Here is an 18,466-nt window from a genome sequence, read left to right as displayed (position 1 = left end):
GGCTTTGCCACACTGGACGGGTGGCCCCGACACTTCTGCTCGCCGAGGACGACCGCGCGATCCGGCACGCCCTGGAGCGCGCCCTGACCCTGGAGGGGTACGGGGTGACGGCGGTCGCCGACGGCGTCGCGGCCCTGGCCGAGGCCCGCCGGATGCCGCCGGACGTGCTCGTGCTCGACGTGATGATGCCCGGCAAGGACGGACTCCAGGTCTGCCGGGAGCTGCGCGCCGACGGCGACCGTACGCCGATCCTGATGCTGACCGCGCTGGTGGAGACCGCGGACCGGATCGCGGGCCTGGACGCGGGGGCGGACGACTACGTGGTCAAGCCCTTCGACGTCGAGGAGGTCTTCGCGCGGCTGCGCGCCCTGCTGCGCCGTGTCGGCCCGGTGCCGGAGACCGGCGCCGTCGCCGCGCCCGAGCCCGCCGCGCCGGTCCAGAGCACGCTGGAGGCGGCGGGTGTGCGGATGGACCCGCAGGCTCGCCGGGTGTGGCGCGGCGAGCGCGAACTGGAGCTCACCCGCACCGAGTTCGAGCTGCTGGAGCTGCTCGTGCGGCACGCCGGGACGGTCCTGGACCACGCCACCGTCTACGACCGGATCTGGGGTTACGACTTCGGGCCCGGCTCCAAGAACCTCGCCGTGTACGTCGGTTATCTGCGCCGCAAGCTGGACGAGCCCGGTGCCCCGCAGCTGATCCACACGGTGCGCGGGGTGGGTTATGTCCTGCGGGAGGGCTGAGTGAGCGGCGGTCTGTGGCGGCTGGTGTCGCTGCGCACCACGTTCGCGATGTCCTTCGCGGCGGTGACCGCGGGGGTGACCGTGCTGGTCGGCATCCTGTCGTACAGCGCCGCGGCCCGGCTGGTGCGGGTGGACCAGCAGACGGTGTTCGACGAGGTCGTGCAGGACGTACGGGCCGAGGTGCGGCGCGCTCCGATGAACCCGGCCGACTTCTCCTCGGCGCCGGGCCACGACCTGGTCCGGCCCGCGCGCACGGATGTGCAGGTGCTCGGGCCGGACGGGTCGGTCTTCGACGAGGGCAGCCCCGGTCTGCCGGTCGTCGGTGACGACCGGCTGGTCGCCGCCGCCCCGGCGGCCGGGCGGGTGGTGGTGCACCGGGACGTCCGGGTCGAGGGCGACGTCTACCGGGTGGCGACCGTGGCGCTCGGCGGCGGCCGGGGCGCGGTGCAGGTCGGGCAGCAGTTCGGCGACACCGAGGATCTGCTGCGGGTGCTCCAGCAGCGCACGCTCGTGCTGGTGGGCGCGGTGGTGCTGGGCGCGGGGCTGTTCGGCTGGTGGCTGGCCTGGCGGATCACCCGGCGTCTGGTCGTCCTCACCTCGGCGGCGGAGGCCGTGGCCCGCACGCGTCGGCTCGGCATCCAGGTGCCGGTGTCCGGCAGCGACGAGGTCGGGCGGCTCGGGCGGGCCTTCGACCGGATGCTGGGTCGGCTGGCGCAGTCGGAGGAGGACCAGCGGCGGCTGGTGCAGGACGCGGGCCATGAGCTGCGGACGCCGCTGACCTCGCTGCGGACGAACATCTCGCTGCTGAAGCGGATGGACGAACTGCCCGCCGAGGCCCGTGAGGATCTGGTCGCCGACCTCGGCGAGGAGGCGCGCGAACTGACCGATCTGGTCAACGAGTTGGTCGACCTAGCGGCCGGGCAGTCCGACAGCGAGCCGCCGCAGCAGGTGGACCTCTTCGACGTCGCCGAGGAGGTCGCGGCCCTCGCCCGCCGCCGCACCGGGCGCGAGATCCTGGTCGCCGCGAGCGGCACGACCGTGACCGAGGGGCGTGCCGCGCAGTTGACCCGCGCGGTCTCCAACCTTGTCGAGAACGCGGCCAAGTTCGACCGCGGCGGCACCTCGCCCATCGAGATCCACATCGGCGGCGGCCCCGGCTCACCCGTCCGCGTCGAGGTGCTCGACCGCGGCCCCGGCATCACCGACGACGACCTCGCCCGCGTCTTCGACCGCTTCTACCGAGCGGCCGACGCCCGCGCCCTCCCCGGCTCGGGCCTCGGCCTCTCGATCGTCCGCGAGATCGCCCTGACCCACGGCGGCGCCCCGTTCGCGTACACCCGCGAGGGCGGCGGCTCGGTGATCGGGTTCACGGTGCGGGGGGTGCGGTGAGGGGGCGGGGCGCCTCTGACGTCGGCCGGCGCACCGCGGCGTCCGCGGTCCGGCCCGTCGGCCTGGGCACCGAGGCGTCCGCGGTCCGGCCACTCGGTGTTTTCGCGGGCAGCCCCGAGGCCCCCGCCGACCTCCACGTCGAGACGCTGGTCGAGGGTGAGGCCGGCGGGCCGCGGGGAACCCTGGAACGGCTGCGTCCGGAGCCGGGCGACATGCTGCCGAAGAGCGGCGTGCAGATCACCGGCTTCCGGCTCTCCCTGTTCAAGGGCATGGGCAGCACCCGTGGGAACGCCGAGTCCGGCTTCATCCGCAGCGTCGACGACGCGGTCGACCGCTTCCACGCCTCGGTCGTGGCGCACCTGGAGCCGCCGGCGCAGCGGCGGGCCCCGGTCGCGGAACGGTCCTCGGTGGGCTGAGTCCCGCCACGACAGCCCTCGGCCCCCAGGCCTGGGGCCTGGGGGCCGAGCGCTGTGGTCCGGGTGGGTCCGGTGTGGGTTCAGGTCAGGGGGAGGGTGGCCGCCAGGGACAGGATCGTGGCGGTGAAGACGACCGTGTGGCGGACGGTCTGGAGGGTCCAGGTCCAGGCGGGGAAGCCGGCCTCCGCGGCCTTGAGGAGGGCGGGGACGTCGATGCGGGTGAGTTCGGGGTCGTTCTTGCGGGCGAAGGCGGAGCGGACCGACTTCACGGCGGTGAGCTGGCTGTGGAGGATCGCGCAGTTGCCGAGCAGGACCAGGGTCATGAAGACCAGGGTCAGGGGGGTGGCCCATGGGCCGTCCAGGAGGTTCAGGGCGGCGAGCGTGAGCATGATCGCGGCGACGGTCGCCGGGGCCGCCGTCTCGTGGCCGCCCGCGTCGAAGCGCATGCCGTTCTCGTGCAGGACGGTCGTCCGCACGCCCTGGCGGGTCAGTTCGGCCTGGGCGCCCGCCATCGCCGTGGCGCCGTAGCGGTGGCGGACCAGCGGGATGCTGACGAAGGCGGCGGTGACGAGCAGCTGCATCACGGCGATGAAGGTGTTCATGGTTTCGGGTCCTCGCAGGGGCTCGGTTCGCGGGTGGGTCCGGTGCTTCTTGAACTAAGTGCAAGTGGTGGGTGCGGGTGGGTCCGGATTGGCCTTGCACTTTGTTCAAGTGATGGGTGCGGTGGTGGTCCGCGCCCGGTTCGGGGTGGGGGCCTTGCTGTCTGTGGATGACTGTAAGGGGGTACTTGAACTAAGTGCAATAGACTTCCTGAACTTTGTGCAAGTGGGCTCGGCGTGCCTATCGTGAGCCCATGCCGCGCGACACGCTGACCAAGGAACAGATCGTCCGGACCGCCATCGAGCTGCTCGACGAGGAAGGGCTGGAGGGCCTGAACATGCGGGCCCTCGGCAAGCGGCTGGACTCCGCCGCCACCGCCGTCTACTGGCACGTCAAGAACAAGGACAACCTCGTCCTGCTGGCCGGGGACCAGGTCTGGCAGGAGATCGGGCTGCCCGACCTCGCGGCCGTGGACTGGCGCGATGCCGCCACCCGGATGGCGACCGGGCTGCACGCGATGTTCGGACGCCACCCGTGGCTGGTCCAGGCCCTCGGCTCCCATCTGCTGTACGGGCCCGCCAAGGCGCGCTACGACGACCACAGCCTCGCCGTGTACGAGAGCGCCGGGTTCGCCGGGGCCGCCGCCGACCGGGCCGCCGCCACCGTGTTCACCTTCGTGCTCGGCAGTTCCCTCGGCGACGCCGCCAACGCCTCGCTCGCGCGGCGGCTCGGCGGGGCCGACGGGGACGCCGAGGCGCGGGTCCAGCAGGCGCTCGCCGACGCGCGGAAGATCGCGGAGGCCTTTCCCCGGCTGCGCGCCCGGCTCGACGCGCCCGCCGCCGGGTACAACGCCTCCCCGGAGCGGACCTTCGACTTCGGACTGCGGGCCCTGCTGGACGGGCTGGAGAACGAGCTTCGGGCGTCCACCGCGTCCTGAGCGGCCTCGGCCTGGCGGGTGTAAGGGTTTCGGGGGGTTGCGCAGTTCCCCGCGCCCCTGTGGGGTGGCCTGTGCGGTGCTGTCGGGTGCGGGTCGGTGATGCTTGTTCGCGCACTCCCCGCGCCCCTTGGGCCGTGGTGTCCGGCCGCGTTCAGGGGTCGTGCCCGTGCGGTGGAGCCGTAGGTCTGCTGGTTTGCCGGGTGCGGGCTGGTGGGGCTTGTTCGCGCACTCCCCGCGCCTCTGGGGCGGTGGTGTCCGGCCGCGTTGCCTCACCGGCCGAAGGCCGGCGTCAGGGGCGACCGCTACCGCTGGGGCGACGTGCTGGCGCTGCCTGCTCCGCGGCTGTCCCCATGGTCGTGATCAGCGACGGCGTACCCGCGGCGGTTGCACGGCCGGGGCCCGAAACCGCCCCCCCGACCCGCAGAACCCCAGGTCAGGGCCACACCAGGCAGTAAGGCTGATGCCCCGCCTCATGCAGCCGATGCGAGAAGTCCTGCCACTCGTGCAGCAGCTGGTAGACGTCGAAGGCGTCGCGGGGGCCTCCGCGGTCGGGGACCGTGGACCAGATGAAGGCGGCCGCGCCGACGGCCTCCTCGCCTATGTCGCGCAGCGGGTCGACGACGGTCATGGGGAGCTTGACGACGGCGTAGTCGGGGTGGAGGACGACGAGCTCCAGCGGGGGGACCTTGTGCAGGGGGACGCCCTCGATGCCGGTGAGGACCATCGCGGCCATCGTCTCGGGCTTGATCTTGGTGAACATGCCGTTCATCCCGAGCTCGTCGCCGCCGAGCTCCTCGGGACGCATCGAGATCGGGACACGGGCCGCGGTCGCGCCGTCCGGCGCGCCGAAGTACTTGTACGTCACCCCCACCCGACCACCATTCCTGCTTTCGGCCCGCAGCGGATCCGCGCGGCGCTCCCGGCGCCGGTCGGCGCTCTCGGGCTCGCTCGGTCCACCGTGTGCCTGACGTGCTTCGCCGGTCTCGTCCGCTTCGCGCCGGTGCTTTCCCCGCCGGGCACGTCGAGGACCGAGATCGTCCGTCCCCTCGCCCAGTCCGCCACCGCGATGCATATCTCCACCCGACTGCTTTTCTAGGACGCGTGGCCCCCGCCGCGCAACCCGATCATCGTGTCAGTGACCTCCCCCACGGCCGCCCGCCGAAACGTGCGCCGGGAACTCCTGTCCGCAGGATCTTCGCAGCCTCTGGCCACCTTCGCCCGAATGACGTGTGTGTGTCAGCTCTCAGTTTCGCAGATGCTTTCACGAGCGGTGGAGGATCGATCGACGTCCTCCGCGGCCTACCCTGAACGGGTCACTGCCCACCGGAGTCCGAGAAGTCGGAGAAGTCGCAGGTCATGAGCGAACTGCCATATCCATACGAAGCACCCGTCTCGCAGGCGCTGTTCGACCGTGCGGCTGCCGTCACCCCGGGTGGTGTGAACTCCCCGGTGCGCGCCTTCCGGGCGGTGGGCGGCACGCCCCGGTTCATGGTCTCGGGCACCGGCCCCTATCTGACGGACGCCGACGGGCGCGAGTACGTCGACCTGGTCTGCTCCTGGGGCCCGATGATCCTCGGCCACTCCCACCCCGAGGTCGTCGCCGCCGTGCAGGCCGCCGTCGCCCGCGGTACCTCCTTCGGCACGCCCGGTGAGGGCGAGGTCGCGCTCGCCGAGGAGATGGTCGCGCGGATCGCGCCCCTGGAGCAGGTCCGCCTCGTCTCCAGCGGCACCGAGGCCACCATGTCGGCCATCCGCCTCGCGCGCGGGTTCACCCGGCGGGCCAAGGTCATCAAGTTCGCCGGCTGCTACCACGGCCACGTCGACTCCCTGCTGGCCGCGGCCGGCTCCGGGGTCGCCACCTTCGCGCTGCCCGACACGCCCGGCGTCACGGGCGCCCAGGCCGGCGACACGATCGTGCTGCCGTACAACGACCTGGAGGCCGTGCAGGAGGCCTTCCACCGGCACCCCGGCGAGATCGCCTGTGTGATCACCGAGGCCGCCCCCGGCAACATGGGCGTCGTCCCGCCGTTGCCCGGCTTCAACCAGGGCCTGAAGGACGCGTGCGAGAAGAACGGCGCGCTGTTCGTCTCCGACGAGGTCATGACCGGGTTCCGCACGAGCCGCGCCGGGTGGTTCGGTGTCGAGGGCGTCGTGCCCGACCTGATGACCTTCGGCAAGGTCATGGGCGGCGGCTTCCCCGCCGCGGCCTTCGGCGGCCGCGCCGACGTCATGGCCCACCTCGCCCCCGCCGGGCCCGTCTACCAGGCCGGCACCCTCTCCGGTAACCCCGTCGCCACCGCCGCCGGCCTCGCCCAGCTGCGGCTGCTCGACGACGCGGCGTACGACACCGTGAACGCCGTGTCGGCGAAGATCCAGGCGCTGGTCACCGAGGCGCTTGCCAAGGAGGGCGTCGCCCACCGGCTGCAGACCGCCTCCAACATGTTCTCGGTGTTCTTCACCGACCGTGAGGTACGCGACTACGACGACGCCCGGCGCCAGGAGTCGTTCCGCTTCAACGCGTTCTTCCACTCGATGCTCGCGCAGGGCGTCTATCTGCCGCCCTCGTCCTTCGAGTCCTGGTTCGTGTCCACCGCGCACGACGAGCGCGCCCTCGACCGGATCGCCGAGGCGCTCCCGGCGGCGGCCCGCGCGGCGGCGGAGGCGAGCGCATGAGCGGCGACGGCAACGGCACCCGTGACATCACGGTCGTCCACCTGATGCGGCACGGCGAGGTCGCCAACCCCGACGGCGTGCTCTACGGCCGGCTGCCCGGCTACCACCTCTCCGAACTGGGCCGCCGGATGGCCGACCGGGTCGCCGAGCACCTCGCCGAGCGGGACGTGACGTACGTCTGCTCCTCCCCGCTGGAGCGGGCGCAGGAGACCGCGACGCCGATCGCCAAGGCGCACGGCCTCGACCTCGCCACGGACGGCCGGCTGATCGAGGCGGACAACGTCTTCCAGGGCAAGACCTTCGGCGTCGGCGACGGCGCGCTGAAGCGGCCGGGCAACTGGAAGCACCTGGTCAACCCGTTCCGGCCGTCCTGGGGCGAGCCGTACGTCGACCAGGTCGTGCGCATGATGGGCGCGCTGGACGCCGCCAAGGACGCCGCGCGCGGCCACGAGGCGGTGCTGGTCAGCCACCAGCTGCCGATCTGGATCGTGCGCTCCTACGCCGAGAAGCGGCGGCTGTGGCACGACCCGCGCCGCCGGCAGTGCACCCTCGCCTCGCTGACGTCCTTCACCTACGAGGGCGACCGGATCGTGTCCGTCGGCTACACCGAGCCGGCCCTCGATCTCGTCCCCGCGCATCTGCGGGCCGGCGCCAAACCGGTGCAGGGCAAGGACAAGGCCTTCGGGGCGTAGGGCCGGTACGCCCGTCGCCCTTCGCCCGCGGCCCGCGTCCGTCGCGGCCCGCGTACGCCGTGGCCCCCGTCCGCGGGGGCACCGTGCGACACCCGCGGCCCGAGTCGCGCGATGAGGCGGTCTGTTACGCAACCGGCGAATTCCGGCGGGAACCCCCCCGTTCGTGGCGCCCTCTCTGTGATTGACCACGAGAGAAGGCCACGAACGGGGGGCGCGCGATGCGCACTGTCACTCGCAGGGGAGCACTCGGACTCGGCGCGGGCGTCGCCGCCACCGTCGGACTGGCCGGGTGCGGCAGCCTCACCTCCTCCGACGGACCGAGCCCGGGATCCGGTTCCGGGAAGAACCGTCCCGGCGGACCGTCGGGCAAGCCGTCCGGCAGCCCGTCACCCACCGCCCGCCCCATCGGCGACGGCTCCACCGCCTTCACCGGCAGGCAGCCCCACCAGCCGCCCCGGCCCGTCCCGCTGGAGCCCGGCGAGACCCCGCCGCAGTTCGTCGTCTTCTCCTGGGACGGCGCGGGCGAGGTCGGCAACGGCCTCTTCCCGCGCTTCCTGGACCTCGCGCGGGAGCACGGCGCGTCCATGACCTTCTTCCTCTCCGGGCTCTATCTGCTGCCCGAGTCGAAGCAGCGCCTGTACGACCCGCCGAACAACCCGCGCGGCGCCTCCGACATCGGCTACCTGACCGACGACCACATCAAGGCGACCCTCGCCGGTCTGCGCCGGGCCTGGCTCGAGGGCCACGAGATCGGCACCCACTTCAACGGTCACTTCTGCGGCGAGGGCGGCGGCTCCGTCGCGCACTGGACCGGCGCGCAGTGGCGCAGCGAGATCGACCAGGCCAAGTCCTTCGTCAAGCAGTGGCGCACCAACAGCGGCTGGACCGACCTGCCCTCCCTGCCCTTCGACTACGACAAGGAACTCGTCGGCGGCCGCACCCCCTGTCTGCTCGGCCAGGACAACCTGCTGCCCGTCGCCCGCGAGCTGGGCTGGCGCTACGACGCCTCCTCGCCCGGCGGCCTCCAGGTCTGGCCGGCGAAGAAGCAGGGCGTCTGGGACCTGCCGCTCCAGCAGGTGCCCTTCCCGGGCCGCGGCTTCGAGGTCCTGTCGATGGACTACAACATGCTCGCCAACCAGTCGCTGGCCTCCACCAACGCCCCGGCGCACAACTACCCGGCCTGGCGCGAGCAGGCGGCGGGGGCGTACATATCCGGCTTCCAGCGGGCGTACGAGACGAACCGGGCGCCCTTCTTCGTCGGCAACCACTTCGAGCAGTGGAACGGCGGCATCTACATGGACGCCGTCGAGCAGGCGATCGAGCACATCGCGCGTGCCGCGGACCAGGGCGGTGACGTGCGGATGGTGTCCTTCAGGCAGTTCACCGACTGGCTGGACGTGCAGCGGCCCGAGGTCCTCGACAAGCTGCGCACGCTCGGTGTGGGACAGGCGCCCGCGGGGGGCTTCAAGGCCCTGTGAGGCGGGGAGCGGAACGGGCTGCGAAAGGGGCCGTGAAATGCGGTTTCGTCCCCGCGAGGGGGGTGCGCAAGATCCCCGGAACGGACATGCGAAACTTTTCACATGAGTGCCGCCAGCCGTACCACCCTGCTCGCCGCCGGTGCCGTCGTCACCGCGCTGGCACTGTCCGCGTGCACCTCCGGGGGAACGTCCGGCGGCGGCGGTGACACCAACTTCGTCACCGGCGACGACGGCATCGCGACCGCCAAGCAGGGTGAGCGCGCCGAGGCGCCGGTGCTCGACGGCGAGACCCTCGACGGCAAGCCGCTCAGCACCGCCGACTACAAGGGCAAGGTCCTCGTCGTGAACGTGTGGGGCTCCTGGTGCGGCCCCTGCCGGATCGAGGCGAAGCACTTCGCGAAGGTCTACAACGACGTCAAGGCGCAGGGCGTCGAGTTCGTCGGCGTCAACACCCGCGACACCAGCACCATCCCCGCGCTCGCCTTCGAGAAGGAATGGGGCATCACCTACCCCAGCCTGTACGACCCGGACGGCAAGCTGATGCTCCGCTTCAAGAAGGGCACGCTCAACCCGCAGCTCGTGCCCTCGACGATCGTCATCGACCGCGACGGCAGGATCGCGGCCCGCGCGCTCCAGGAACTCAGCGCGGAGAAGCTGCTCGGCATGATCAAGCCGGTCATCGCGGAGAAGAAGTAACGTGACCGCGCTGTCCACCCTGGCCGAGGCGGGCGGCCAGAACGCCACCGTGCTGCACGGCGCGCTGCTGCTGGCGCTGCCGCTCGCGGTCCTCGGCGGCCTCGTCTCCTTCTTCTCGCCCTGCGTCCTGCCGCTCGTCCCCGGCTACCTCTCCTACGTCACCGGCGTCAGCGGCACCGACCTGGCCGAGGCCCGGCGCGGCCGGATGGTCGCCGGCGCCTCCCTGTTCGTGCTCGGCTTCACGGTCGTGTTCGTCTCCGGCGGCGCGCTCTTCGGCTACTTCGGCTACACCCTGCGCGAGCACCAGCAGACGCTGTCCAAGGTGCTGGGCGTGCTCATGATCCTCATGGGCGTGTTCTTCATGGGCCTGATGCCCTGGCTCACCCAGCGGGAGTTCCGCTTCCACCGGCGCCCCGCGACCGGCCTGGTCGGCGCCCCGGTGCTCGGCGCGCTGTTCGGCATCGGCTGGACGCCCTGCATCGGCCCGACCCTCGCCTCCGTGCAGACCCTCGCCATGGAGCAGGCCAGCGCCGGGCGCGGTGCCATACTGACCGTCGCCTACTGCCTGGGCCTCGGCCTGCCGTTCGTGCTCGCCGCCGTCGCCTTCCGCAAGGCCCTCGGCGCCTTCGGCTGGGTCAAGCGCCACTACGTCTGGGTCATGCGGGCCGGCGGCACGATGATGATCGTCACGGGTGTGCTGCTGCTGACCGGGGCGTGGGACAGTCTCGTGCGCGAGATGCAGAACTGGTCCGACGGATTCGTTGTGGGGATCTGATCCATGAGCAAGACGACACCCAGCGCCCCCGAGGACCAGGACCTCGGCGCCGCCGGCTCCCAGCTGTCCACCGCGCCCGAGGAGGAGGCACCGAACCCGCCCGCCCTCGGTGTGATCGGCTGGGCCCGCTGGTTCTGGCGCCAGCTGACCTCCATGCGGGTCGCGCTGCTGCTCCTGCTGCTGCTCTCGCTCGCCGCGATCCCCGGCTCGCTCATCCCCCAGACCGGTGTCGACATCACCCAGGTCGAGGACTTCCGCCGGCGGCACACCGGCCTCGCGCCGGTCTACGACAAGCTCGGCCTCTTCAACGTCTACAGCTCGGTGTGGTTCTCCGCGATCTACATCCTGCTGTTCGTCTCCCTCATCGGCTGCATCGTCCCGCGCACCTGGCAGTTCGTCGGCCAGCTCCGCGGCCGCCCGCCGGGCGCGCCCCGCCGGCTGACCCGGCTGCCCGCGCACACCACCTGGCGCACCACGGCCACGCCCGACGAGGTCCGCGAGGCCGCGCTCGCCCTGCTCGGGCGCCGCCGCTTCCGCTCCCACACCGTGGGAGACGCCGTGGCCGCCGAGAAGGGCTATCTGCGTGAGGCCGGCAACCTCGCCTTCCACGTCGCCCTGATCGTGATGCTGGTCGCCTTCGCCTGGGGCCAGCTGTTCAAGTCCGAGGGCAACAAGCTGATCGTCGAGGGCGCCGGCTTCGCCAACACGCTCTCGCAGTACGACGACTTCAAGTCCGGCAACCTCTTCGAGAACGACGACCTGGAGCCCTTCAGCTTCACCCTGAACCGCTTCACCGGCACCTACGAGCCCTCCGGCCCCAACCGCGGCACCCCCCGCACCTACGAGGCCGACCTCACCTACAGCGAGGGCGCCGACGGCAAGGAGCGCAGGACCACCGTCGAGGTCAACGAGCCGCTGCAGATCGGCGACGCCAAGGCCTACCTGGTCAGCCACGGCTACGCCCCCGTCATGACGGTGCGCGACGGCAAGGGCGAGATCGTCTTCCAGGACGCCGTGCCCCTGCTCCCGCAGGACGGCAACGTCACCTCCTCCGGCGTCGTCCGGGTCATGGACGGCTACAAGGACGCCCGGGGCCGGAGCGAACAGCTCGGCTTCCAGCTCTGGTTCCTGCCGACCTACGCCAAGGGCTCGATGGTCTCCCAGTTCCCCGCGCTGATCAGCCCGATGATGGCCGTGAACGCCTACCACGGCGACCTCGGCGTGAACTCCGGCATCCCGAAGAACGTGTACCAGCTGGACAAGACGCACATGAAGGAGTTCAAGGACGCCAAGGGCAAGCTGCTGAAGAAGCAGCTGCGCCCCGGCGACACCCTCGAGCTCCCGAACGGCGCCGGCACGATCACCTACGAGAAGGAGACCCGGGAATGGGCCGGGTTCCAGATCGTGCAGGAGCCGGGCGGCGGCTGGGCGCTGGCCGGCTCCGTCGCCGCGATCGCGGGCCTCGCCGGGTCCCTGTTCATCCAGCGCCGCCGCGTCTGGGTGCGGGCCACCACCGGCGACGACGGCGTCACGGTCGTCGAGATGGCCGGCCTCGGCCGCAGCGAGTCGGCGAAGCTGCCCGAGGAGCTCGGCGACCTCGCGGCGGCCCTGTACGAGCGGGCGCCGGGCGCGCCCGAGTCCGCAGCCGACCCCGAGGACGACCCCTCGTCCACCCCCGACCCGCACGCCGTATCTGCCGAAGGGGCTGACAAGCCGTGAACTTCGCCGCCGCGAGCGATCTGGCCGCCGCGACCAACGAGAACCTCGCGAACATCAGCAACACGCTGATCTACTCCTCGATGGCCGTCTACACCCTGGCCTTCTTCGCGTACATCGCCGAATGGCTCTTCGGCAGCCGCAGCAAGGTCGGCCGTACGGCCGCCGCGCTCACCGCGCAGACCGCGTCGAGGGCGAACGCCCCGGCGGTCACCGTGAACAAGGCGGGCGGCGGCACCACGGTGCTGGAGCGCCCCAAGGTGACCGTCCGCGCCGCGGCCGGCACCCGTGACGTGCCCGACGGTCCGGGCGCCCACGGCGGTGACGAGCAGGGCGACCTCTACGGGCGGATCGCCGTCTCCCTCACCGTGCTCGCGTTCCTCGTGGAGTTCGGCGGTGTGCTCACCCGGGCCTTCTCGGTGGAGCGGGCGCCGTGGGGCAACATGTACGAGTTCAACATCACCTTCTCCACGGTGGCGGTGGGCGTCTACGTCCTGCTGCTGGCGCTGAAGAAGAACGTGCGCTGGATCGGTCTCTTCCTGATCACCTCGGTCCTGCTCGACCTCGGGCTCGCCGTCACGGTCCTGTACACCGAGAGCGACCAGCTGGTTCCCGCCCTGCACTCGTACTGGCTGTACATCCACGTCTCGACGGCGATCTTCTGCGGCGCGGTGTTCTACCTCGGCGCGGTCTCCACGATCCTGTACCTGTTCAAGGACTCCTTCGAGAACAAGCTGGCGACCGGCGGCAGGCCCGGCCGTTTCGCGAGCTCCGTCCTGGACCGGCTGCCCGCCGCCGCCTCCCTGGACAAGTTCTCCTACCGCGTCAACGCGGCCGTCTTCCCGCTGTGGACCTTCACGATCATCGCGGGCGCCATCTGGGCCGGTGACGCCTGGGGCCGCTACTGGGGCTGGGACCCCAAGGAGACCTGGTCCTTCATCACCTGGGTCGCCTACGCCGGCTATCTGCACGCCCGCGCCACGGCAGGCTGGAAGGGCCGCAAGGCGGCCTGGCTGGCCCTGATCGCCTTCGGCTGCTGGCTGTTCAACTACTACGGCGTCAACATCTTCGTCTCCGGCAAGCACTCCTACGCCGACGTGGGCCTGAGCGCCCTGGGGGCCGTGGGCTTCTGAGCCCGGCCCCTCCCGGTACCGGCCCCGCAGGGCGTGCGCATCACGTCCGGCGGGGTCAGTCTGGTCTCATGACCGGTTCCATCGAGGCGGGCACCAGCCAGACCCACGGGAACACCCACATCCTGCACTTCCTGGTACGCCTTCCCGGGCCCATGGAGACCGTCTGGCCCGCGCTGGCCACGGCGGAGGGGCTGTCCGGCTGGCTGGCCCCGGCCGAGGTCCTGGAGCCGCGGCTCGGCGGTGAGGTCGTACTCAGCGGGCTGGGCCCCGGCCGGGTCACCGCCTGGGACGTGGACCGGATCGCCGAGTACACCGTCGAGGACGGCGGCCGCGTCCGCTTCCATCTGGAGCGCGAGGGCGAGGACGCCAGCGTGCTGCGCTTCACGCACGAGTTCCAGGGCGAGGGTGAGACGGAACAGCGCTGGCGCACCCGTTTCGAACGTCTGCTCGACACCCTGGGGTGACGCGGGGCCGGCCCTGGTTCACGCGGGTGACTCCCCGATGTCCTCCCGCCACAGCTCCGGGTGCCTGTCGACGAAGTCCCGCATCAGCGCGGCGCACCCGGGGTCGTCCAGCAGCACGATCTCCACGCCGAGCCCGGCCAGCCAGTCGTGACCGCCGTGGAACGTCTCGGCCTCGCCGATCACCACCCGCGAGATCCCGAACTGCCGCACCAGCCCCGAGCAGTACCAGCAGGGCGACAGGGTCGTCACCATCGTCGTCCCGCGGTACGACCGCTGCCGCCCGGCCGCGCGGAACGCCGCCGTCTCCGCGTGCAGCGACGGGTCGCCGTCCTGCACCCGCCGGTTGTGCCCCCGCCCGAGCAGTTCCCCGTCGGGTCCGTAGAGCGCGGCCCCGATGGGCAGGCCGCCCTCGGCCAGCCCGGTGCGCGCCTCGTCCAGCGCCGTCCCGAGCCACGTCCGGGCCGTCTCCGCGTCCAGCATCCTCATGCCATGTCCTCCCGCAGCGGCGGCACCAGTATGGGACCGACCAGTGGAGTCCCTGGTCCTCGGCCCGACTGTCGCCACGGGCCGCCGCCGGCCGTCCGGCCTGGACGACGTGGACCTGGACGAGGGGGCGCGGACCTTGCCGGAACGCCTCTGGAGATCGGTCAGCGCAGAGCGGAAGTGAACGCGGCCCATGCGGTGGGGCCGATCGTCAGGACCGGTCCGTCAGGGTTCTTGCTGTCCCGGACGGGGACGACCGAGCCGAACTCGGGGGCGACTTCGAGGCAGTTGCCGCCGTTCGCGTCGCTGTAGCTGCTCTTCTTCCAGCTCGACGTGAAGGCCGCCCATGCGGTGGGGCCGATCGTCAGGACCGGTCCGTCAGGGTTCTTGCTGTCCCGGACGGGGACGACGGAGCCGAACTCGGGGGCGAATTCTAGGCAGTCGCCGCCGTTCGCTCCGCTGTGGCTGCTCTTGACCCAAGTCGCCACGGTCAGCAATTCCTTGTCCATCGCGGCCGTACCCTTCCATCAAGTCGCCGATCAGAGCGGCGGATTGAGGAGCCGACAGCACGTCCGCCCTGAGCACATCATAGGTCCGTGCGTGGCGCTCGTAGACGGCCGGATCGTTGATCAGATGGCCCCGCTCCAGTGACTCCGAGTACACCCACCGCTCCCCTTCGGGCAGCGCGATCAGAGACATCGAGGTGTCCGGCCGGTCGGCGGCCGAGTGGCCTGACGGGAAGACCTGTACACGGATGTTGGGCAGCCGCCCCACGGCCAGCAGGTGCGCGCACTGATCCTGCATGACGTCCGGTCCGCCGACCACATGGCGCAGGCAACTCTCGTCCAGCACCAGGAGGTAGAGGGGTCCGTCCTCGGAGAGGAACCGCTGCTGTCGGCTCAGCCGAGCCCGCACGCGCTCCTCCACCTCGACCGCATTCGCGAGGCGCCGGGAGAACAGTGCCGCCGCGTAGTCCGGGGTTTGCAGCAAGCCCGGCATCACCTGCGTCTGATACGCCCGCACCGCCACCGCCTGGGCGTCCATCTGGGCCCTGCGCTCGAACCAGTCCGGATGCTCCACCTGCTCGTACCAGTCGATCTTGCTCCACACCCGGGCCAGCGCCCCGCCCGTGCCGAGCACTTCGTCGCACTTCTTCGCGAACGTGTCCTGTGGCACTCGCGTCGCCGCCTCGACGCGCGTCACGAACGACCGGTCGCACGGGATCTCCCGGGCCAGCGCCTCCTGCGTGTACAGCGCCGACTCGCGGTAATGCCGCAGGAGTTCCCCGAACAGCGCGGCGTTGCTGATCACAGGCCGATCCCCTCCGTAAAAGCCCCAGCCCATTCCCCTGAGTCACGACTACCACACCCAAAGTCATCGACGTGCCGAGTCCAGGACTCCCACCCCGAAACCCGCACAACGTTTCGCCCCCGTCCCGCGTCACAGTCCCGAGAGGCCGGTGACGGAGGGAGGGGCCCATGAAGTACGGCAGCCTGGCGGCGGGAGCCGTCTCGGCCGCGACGGTGGTCGCGCTCGCGGTGTGGGTGGACGCGGACGGGACAGTCGGCGGCGACGGCGGGGCACCGGTCGAGTCGCGGAAGGCGACGCAGGGGTGTGTCGGCGGCAGGCCCGGTTCCACAGGACCGGAGGGCGCGGGCGAGGACAGCCCGCTGTACCGCACGCTCGACCGGATCGGGGAACTGGCCGCCGGACGGCACTCCGGCGTGTTCACCGGACTCTCCGTCGACGAGGACGGCAACGCCGCCGACGTCTGGCGCATCCCGTCCACCGCCTTCGAGGAGGCCGTCTGCGAGGCGGCCGAGCAGGGCGTCCACGTCCGCTTCCACGACAGCGACACGAATCGCCGCGACCTCGACGCCCTCGCCGAGCGGATCGGCGAGGACATGGGCCGCTGGGACGGCACCTTCCAGATGCGCGAGGTCGGCGTCGACGAACGCGGATACGTCAGGATCGGTGTCGACGACCCCGGCACGGCCCGGCCGCTGATAGAGCGCGAGTTCGGCGCCGAGCACATCCGGGTCGAGCGCGCGGAGCCGGCCGGACTCGACTGACCAGGCCCCATCGGCGGGCCCGATGACCCCATCGGCAGAACGCCCCGGCAGCGCGTGGACCAGGGACTACGCCCGCTCGTAGCGTCCCTGTCATGACATCGCAGAACAAGGGCACGGCCCAGCTGACCGCCGCGATGGTGCTCTCCGGCACCCTCGGTGTGTTCGTGGTGGAGTCGGGGGCCTCGCCGCTGAACGTCGTGTTCTTCCGGGTGCTGTTCGGCGCGCTCGCGCTCGGCGGCTACGTCGCCGTCCGCGGCTGGCTGCGCGACCACGGCCTCACCCGCCGCACCCTCGGCCTCGCCGTGCTCGGCGGGGTGTTCATCGTCCTCAACTGGGTGCTCCTCTTCCAGTCGTACGAGAACACCTCGATCTCCGTGGCCACGGTCGTCTACCACACCCAGCCGTTCTACGTGGTCCTGCTGGGCGCGCTGCTGTTCCGCGAGCGCCTCACCGCCGCCAAGGTCGGCTGGATCGGCCTGGCCTTCGCGGGGCTGATCCTCGTCTCAGGGGTCACACCCGGCGACCTCACCAGCGGCGGCGGCTACCTCCTCGGCGTCGGCCAGGCCCTCCTCGCGGCCCTGCTCTACGGCCTGTCCACCCTGGTCACCAAGAGGATCACCGGGGTCCGGCCGCACCTCGTCGCCCTGGTGCAGGTCGTCGTCGGCATCCCGCTGCTGCTTCCCTTCGCCGACCTCGGCGCGATGTCCGGCACCGGCGCCGGCTGGGGCTGGCTGGTGGGCCTCGGCGTCATCCACACCGGGCTGATGTACGTGCTGATGTACGCCGCGTACGCCCAGCTGCCGACCGCGAAGATCGCCGTACTGGCCTTCGTCTACCCGGCCGTCGCGATGGTCGCCGACTGGGCGGTGTACGGCCACCACATCGGCCTCGTCCAGGCGCTCGGCGTCCCGCTGATCGTGACCGCGAGCCTCAAGGTCACCCTTGCTCGGCCACGAGCCGCCGCGCCTGCTCCACGAACAGCCGCGCATGCGCCGGGAGCCGCTTCCCGGACCGCCACGCCAGCTGCGTACGAAGCGTGAAGGGCGGCTGCCAGTCCAGGCGTACGAGGGTGCCCTCCGCGAGTTCGGCGGCGACCGTCACCTCGGGAAGCAGCGAGATCCCGAGGCCGGCCGCCGCCGCGCGTTTGGTGGCCTCGATCGTGCCGAACTCCATGAACGCGACCGGGGCGCCGAGGGAGTTCAGCTCCCGCTCGAACAGGTCCCGGTAGGCGCAGCCCGGTTCCGTCGCCAGCAGCGGACCGGCCGCGAGATCCGCCAGGGCCACCGGACCGCCCGCGAGCGGATGCCCCGGAGCCGCCACCAGCGCCAGCGGCTCCACCGCGAGGGCGACGCTCTCCAGGCCCGGGTGCCCGGTCTCCTCCTCCATGAGGAACCCGAGGTCGTACGTGCCCTGCCGCAGCGCCTGCCGGGTCTCGTCTCCGATCGTGGTGCGCAGGGACAGCCGCACCTTGGGATGGCGGTGGTGGAAGTACTCCAGGAGGGGCGGCAGCCGGTGGTTGGTCAGCGACTCCATCGTGCCGACGACGAGCGTGCCCGAGGGCTCCTCCGCGCCGGTCACGGCCGCCCGGGCCTCCTCGGCCAGCTCGATGATCTGCCGGGCGTAGGGCAGCAGCCGTTCGCCCGCCTCGGTGAGCCGGATGTGCCCGCCGAGCCGGTCGAACAGTTCCGTGCCGAGCGACGACTCCAGCGACCGGACGTGGGAGGTCACGCTGGACTGCGCGTACCCGAGCTCGGACGCCGCGCGCGTGAAACTCAGCACGGTGGCGACCTTCTCGAAGGTGACCAGCAGCCGCAGCTCCATCACTCGCCCTTCGGCTCGTCGTCCTTCCGCGGCTTCTCGTCCTCGCGCGGCCCCTCGTCCTTCCCCGGCTCCTTCGCCTCGCCCAGGGACTTCAGGAACTCCGGGTTGTCGTCCGGCGCGACCCAGCGCGCGCGGCCTGCCGACACGCCCGACCAGCCCTCGGCGGCCGGGCTGCGCCGCTTGCCCGCGAGGATCCACGACAGCGAGCCGACGAGCGGGAACAGCAGCACGAGGATCGCCCACAGCGGCTTGGGCATGTGACGGACGTCCTTCTCGTCCGTGCTGATGCAGTCGATGAACGCGTAGATGCTCAGTGCCAGCGGCACGAGAAACATCAGCACCCTGAGCATGTCGTACAGCCCCTCGTCCAGTCGGCGGGGC

At 71.5% G+C, this 18,466-nt stretch carries 20 protein-coding genes and 1 pseudogene; 14 read left to right on the top strand and 7 right to left on the bottom strand.

Going from position 1 to position 18,466, the window contains the following annotated elements; genetic code table 11:
* The first annotated feature begins 20 nt into the window (after window positions 1–20).
* The 3 genes and pseudogenes from ACFYR0_RS26490 to ACFYR0_RS26480 all read left to right on the top strand — a co-directional run.
* The gene (locus tag ACFYR0_RS26490; RefSeq protein WP_389332937.1) at window positions 21–740 is read left to right on the top strand and encodes a response regulator transcription factor; all 720 of its coding nucleotides are present in this window, start codon (window positions 21–23) and stop codon (window positions 738–740) included.
* Window positions 741–788: 48 nt separating this feature from the next.
* Window positions 789–2,129, top strand: coding sequence for an ATP-binding protein (locus ACFYR0_RS26485; RefSeq protein ID WP_389333063.1), 1,341 nt, complete (start codon window positions 789–791; stop codon window positions 2,127–2,129).
* A 116-nt stretch (window positions 2,130–2,245) separates the two neighbouring features.
* Window positions 2,246–2,545: pseudogene (locus ACFYR0_RS26480) on the top strand (TerD family protein); the annotation flags it as partial.
* Between the two features lie 80 nt (window positions 2,546–2,625).
* Here the strand turns inward: ACFYR0_RS26480 and ACFYR0_RS26475 are convergent.
* Window positions 2,626–3,147 carry a hypothetical protein gene (locus ACFYR0_RS26475; protein WP_389332934.1) on the bottom strand — a complete coding sequence of 174 codons (522 nt, stop codon included), beginning with the start codon at window positions 3,145–3,147 and terminating at the stop codon, window positions 2,626–2,628.
* Window positions 3,148–3,398: 251 nt separating this feature from the next.
* On the opposite strand from ACFYR0_RS26475, the gene ACFYR0_RS26470 reads away from it, so the two are divergent.
* On the top strand, window positions 3,399–4,082 hold the full coding sequence (locus ACFYR0_RS26470) for a TetR/AcrR family transcriptional regulator (protein ID WP_389332931.1): 684 nt from the start codon (window positions 3,399–3,401) through the stop codon (window positions 4,080–4,082).
* A gap of 433 nt (window positions 4,083–4,515) precedes the next feature.
* Here the strand turns inward: ACFYR0_RS26470 and ACFYR0_RS26465 are convergent, their stop codons facing one another.
* Window positions 4,516–5,154 (bottom strand): hypothetical protein, encoded by a 639-nt coding sequence (locus tag ACFYR0_RS26465; RefSeq protein ID WP_386380518.1) that lies wholly within the window; start codon window positions 5,152–5,154, stop codon window positions 4,516–4,518.
* A gap of 284 nt (window positions 5,155–5,438) precedes the next feature.
* On the opposite strand from ACFYR0_RS26465, the gene hemL reads away from it, so the two are divergent.
* The 8 genes from hemL to ACFYR0_RS26425 all read left to right on the top strand — a co-directional run bounded on the left by hemL (window position 5,439) and on the right by ACFYR0_RS26425 (window position 13,709).
* Window positions 5,439–6,755 (top strand): glutamate-1-semialdehyde 2,1-aminomutase, encoded by a 1,317-nt coding sequence (hemL, locus tag ACFYR0_RS26460; RefSeq protein WP_389332927.1) that lies wholly within the window; start codon window positions 5,439–5,441, stop codon window positions 6,753–6,755.
* Complete coding sequence (locus ACFYR0_RS26455; protein ID WP_389332924.1) at window positions 6,752–7,447, top strand: histidine phosphatase family protein; 696 nt, start codon at window positions 6,752–6,754, stop codon at window positions 7,445–7,447. The genes hemL and ACFYR0_RS26455 overlap by 4 nt, the downstream gene beginning before the upstream one ends.
* Before the next feature lie 218 nt (window positions 7,448–7,665).
* Window positions 7,666–8,925: a hypothetical protein gene (locus ACFYR0_RS26450; RefSeq protein WP_389332921.1), complete on the top strand. Its 1,260-nt coding sequence runs from the start codon at window positions 7,666–7,668 to the stop codon at window positions 8,923–8,925.
* A gap of 102 nt (window positions 8,926–9,027) precedes the next feature.
* A complete protein-coding gene (locus tag ACFYR0_RS26445) occupies window positions 9,028–9,621 on the top strand; it encodes a TlpA family protein disulfide reductase (protein ID WP_389332918.1) in 594 nt (197 codons plus the stop codon).
* Between the two features lies 1 nt (window position 9,622).
* Window positions 9,623–10,396, top strand: coding sequence for a cytochrome c biogenesis CcdA family protein (locus tag ACFYR0_RS26440; RefSeq protein ID WP_386380523.1), 774 nt, complete (start codon window positions 9,623–9,625; stop codon window positions 10,394–10,396).
* Window positions 10,397–10,399: 3 nt separating this feature from the next.
* Window positions 10,400–12,115 carry a cytochrome c biogenesis protein ResB gene (locus tag ACFYR0_RS26435; protein WP_389332915.1) on the top strand — a complete coding sequence of 572 codons (1,716 nt, stop codon included), beginning with the start codon at window positions 10,400–10,402 and terminating at the stop codon, window positions 12,113–12,115.
* Between the two features lie 80 nt (window positions 12,116–12,195).
* Window positions 12,196–13,245 carry a c-type cytochrome biogenesis protein CcsB gene (ccsB, locus tag ACFYR0_RS26430; RefSeq protein WP_389333061.1) on the top strand — a complete coding sequence of 350 codons (1,050 nt, stop codon included), beginning with the start codon at window positions 12,196–12,198 and terminating at the stop codon, window positions 13,243–13,245.
* 68 nt (window positions 13,246–13,313) lie between these two features.
* On the top strand, window positions 13,314–13,709 hold the full coding sequence (locus tag ACFYR0_RS26425) for a hypothetical protein (RefSeq protein WP_389332912.1): 396 nt from the start codon (window positions 13,314–13,316) through the stop codon (window positions 13,707–13,709).
* 18 nt (window positions 13,710–13,727) lie between these two features.
* Here ACFYR0_RS26425 and ACFYR0_RS26420 read toward each other — a convergent pair whose 3' ends face one another.
* The 3 genes from ACFYR0_RS26420 to ACFYR0_RS26410 form a co-directional block, all read right to left on the bottom strand.
* The gene (locus ACFYR0_RS26420) at window positions 13,728–14,195 is read right to left on the bottom strand and encodes a nucleoside deaminase (RefSeq protein ID WP_389332909.1); all 468 of its coding nucleotides are present in this window, start codon (window positions 14,193–14,195) and stop codon (window positions 13,728–13,730) included.
* Between the two features lie 161 nt (window positions 14,196–14,356).
* Window positions 14,357–14,680, bottom strand: a complete 324-nt coding sequence (locus tag ACFYR0_RS26415; protein ID WP_389332906.1) for a DUF397 domain-containing protein — start codon at window positions 14,678–14,680, stop codon at window positions 14,357–14,359.
* Entirely contained in the window at window positions 14,571–15,503 is a 933-nt protein-coding gene (locus ACFYR0_RS26410; RefSeq protein ID WP_389332903.1) for a Scr1 family TA system antitoxin-like transcriptional regulator, read from the bottom strand. The genes ACFYR0_RS26415 and ACFYR0_RS26410 overlap by 110 nt, the downstream gene beginning before the upstream one ends.
* Before the next feature lie 167 nt (window positions 15,504–15,670).
* On the opposite strand from ACFYR0_RS26410, the gene ACFYR0_RS26405 reads away from it, so the two are divergent.
* Window positions 15,671–16,264, top strand: coding sequence for a hypothetical protein (locus tag ACFYR0_RS26405; protein ID WP_389332900.1), 594 nt, complete (start codon window positions 15,671–15,673; stop codon window positions 16,262–16,264).
* Between the two features lie 92 nt (window positions 16,265–16,356).
* Complete coding sequence (locus tag ACFYR0_RS26400; RefSeq protein ID WP_389332897.1) at window positions 16,357–17,304, top strand: DMT family transporter; 948 nt, start codon at window positions 16,357–16,359, stop codon at window positions 17,302–17,304.
* Here ACFYR0_RS26400 and ACFYR0_RS26395 read toward each other — a convergent pair.
* Together ACFYR0_RS26395 and ACFYR0_RS26390 are read right to left on the bottom strand one after the other, a co-directional pair.
* On the bottom strand, window positions 17,201–18,085 hold the full coding sequence (locus tag ACFYR0_RS26395) for a LysR family transcriptional regulator (protein WP_389332894.1): 885 nt from the start codon (window positions 18,083–18,085) through the stop codon (window positions 17,201–17,203). The genes ACFYR0_RS26400 and ACFYR0_RS26395 overlap by 104 nt on opposite strands.
* Window positions 18,085–18,435, bottom strand: a complete 351-nt coding sequence (locus ACFYR0_RS26390; protein ID WP_389332891.1) for a PLD nuclease N-terminal domain-containing protein — start codon at window positions 18,433–18,435, stop codon at window positions 18,085–18,087. Before ACFYR0_RS26390 ends, ACFYR0_RS26395 begins: the two co-directional genes overlap by 1 nt.
* Window positions 18,436–18,466 lie beyond the last annotated feature (31 nt).

Source organism: Streptomyces sp. NPDC005017 (assembly GCF_042873115.1).
Taxonomy (GTDB): Bacteria; Actinomycetota; Actinomycetes; order Streptomycetales; family Streptomycetaceae; genus Streptomyces.
This window is presented reverse-complemented; position numbering and strand designations above follow the sequence as displayed.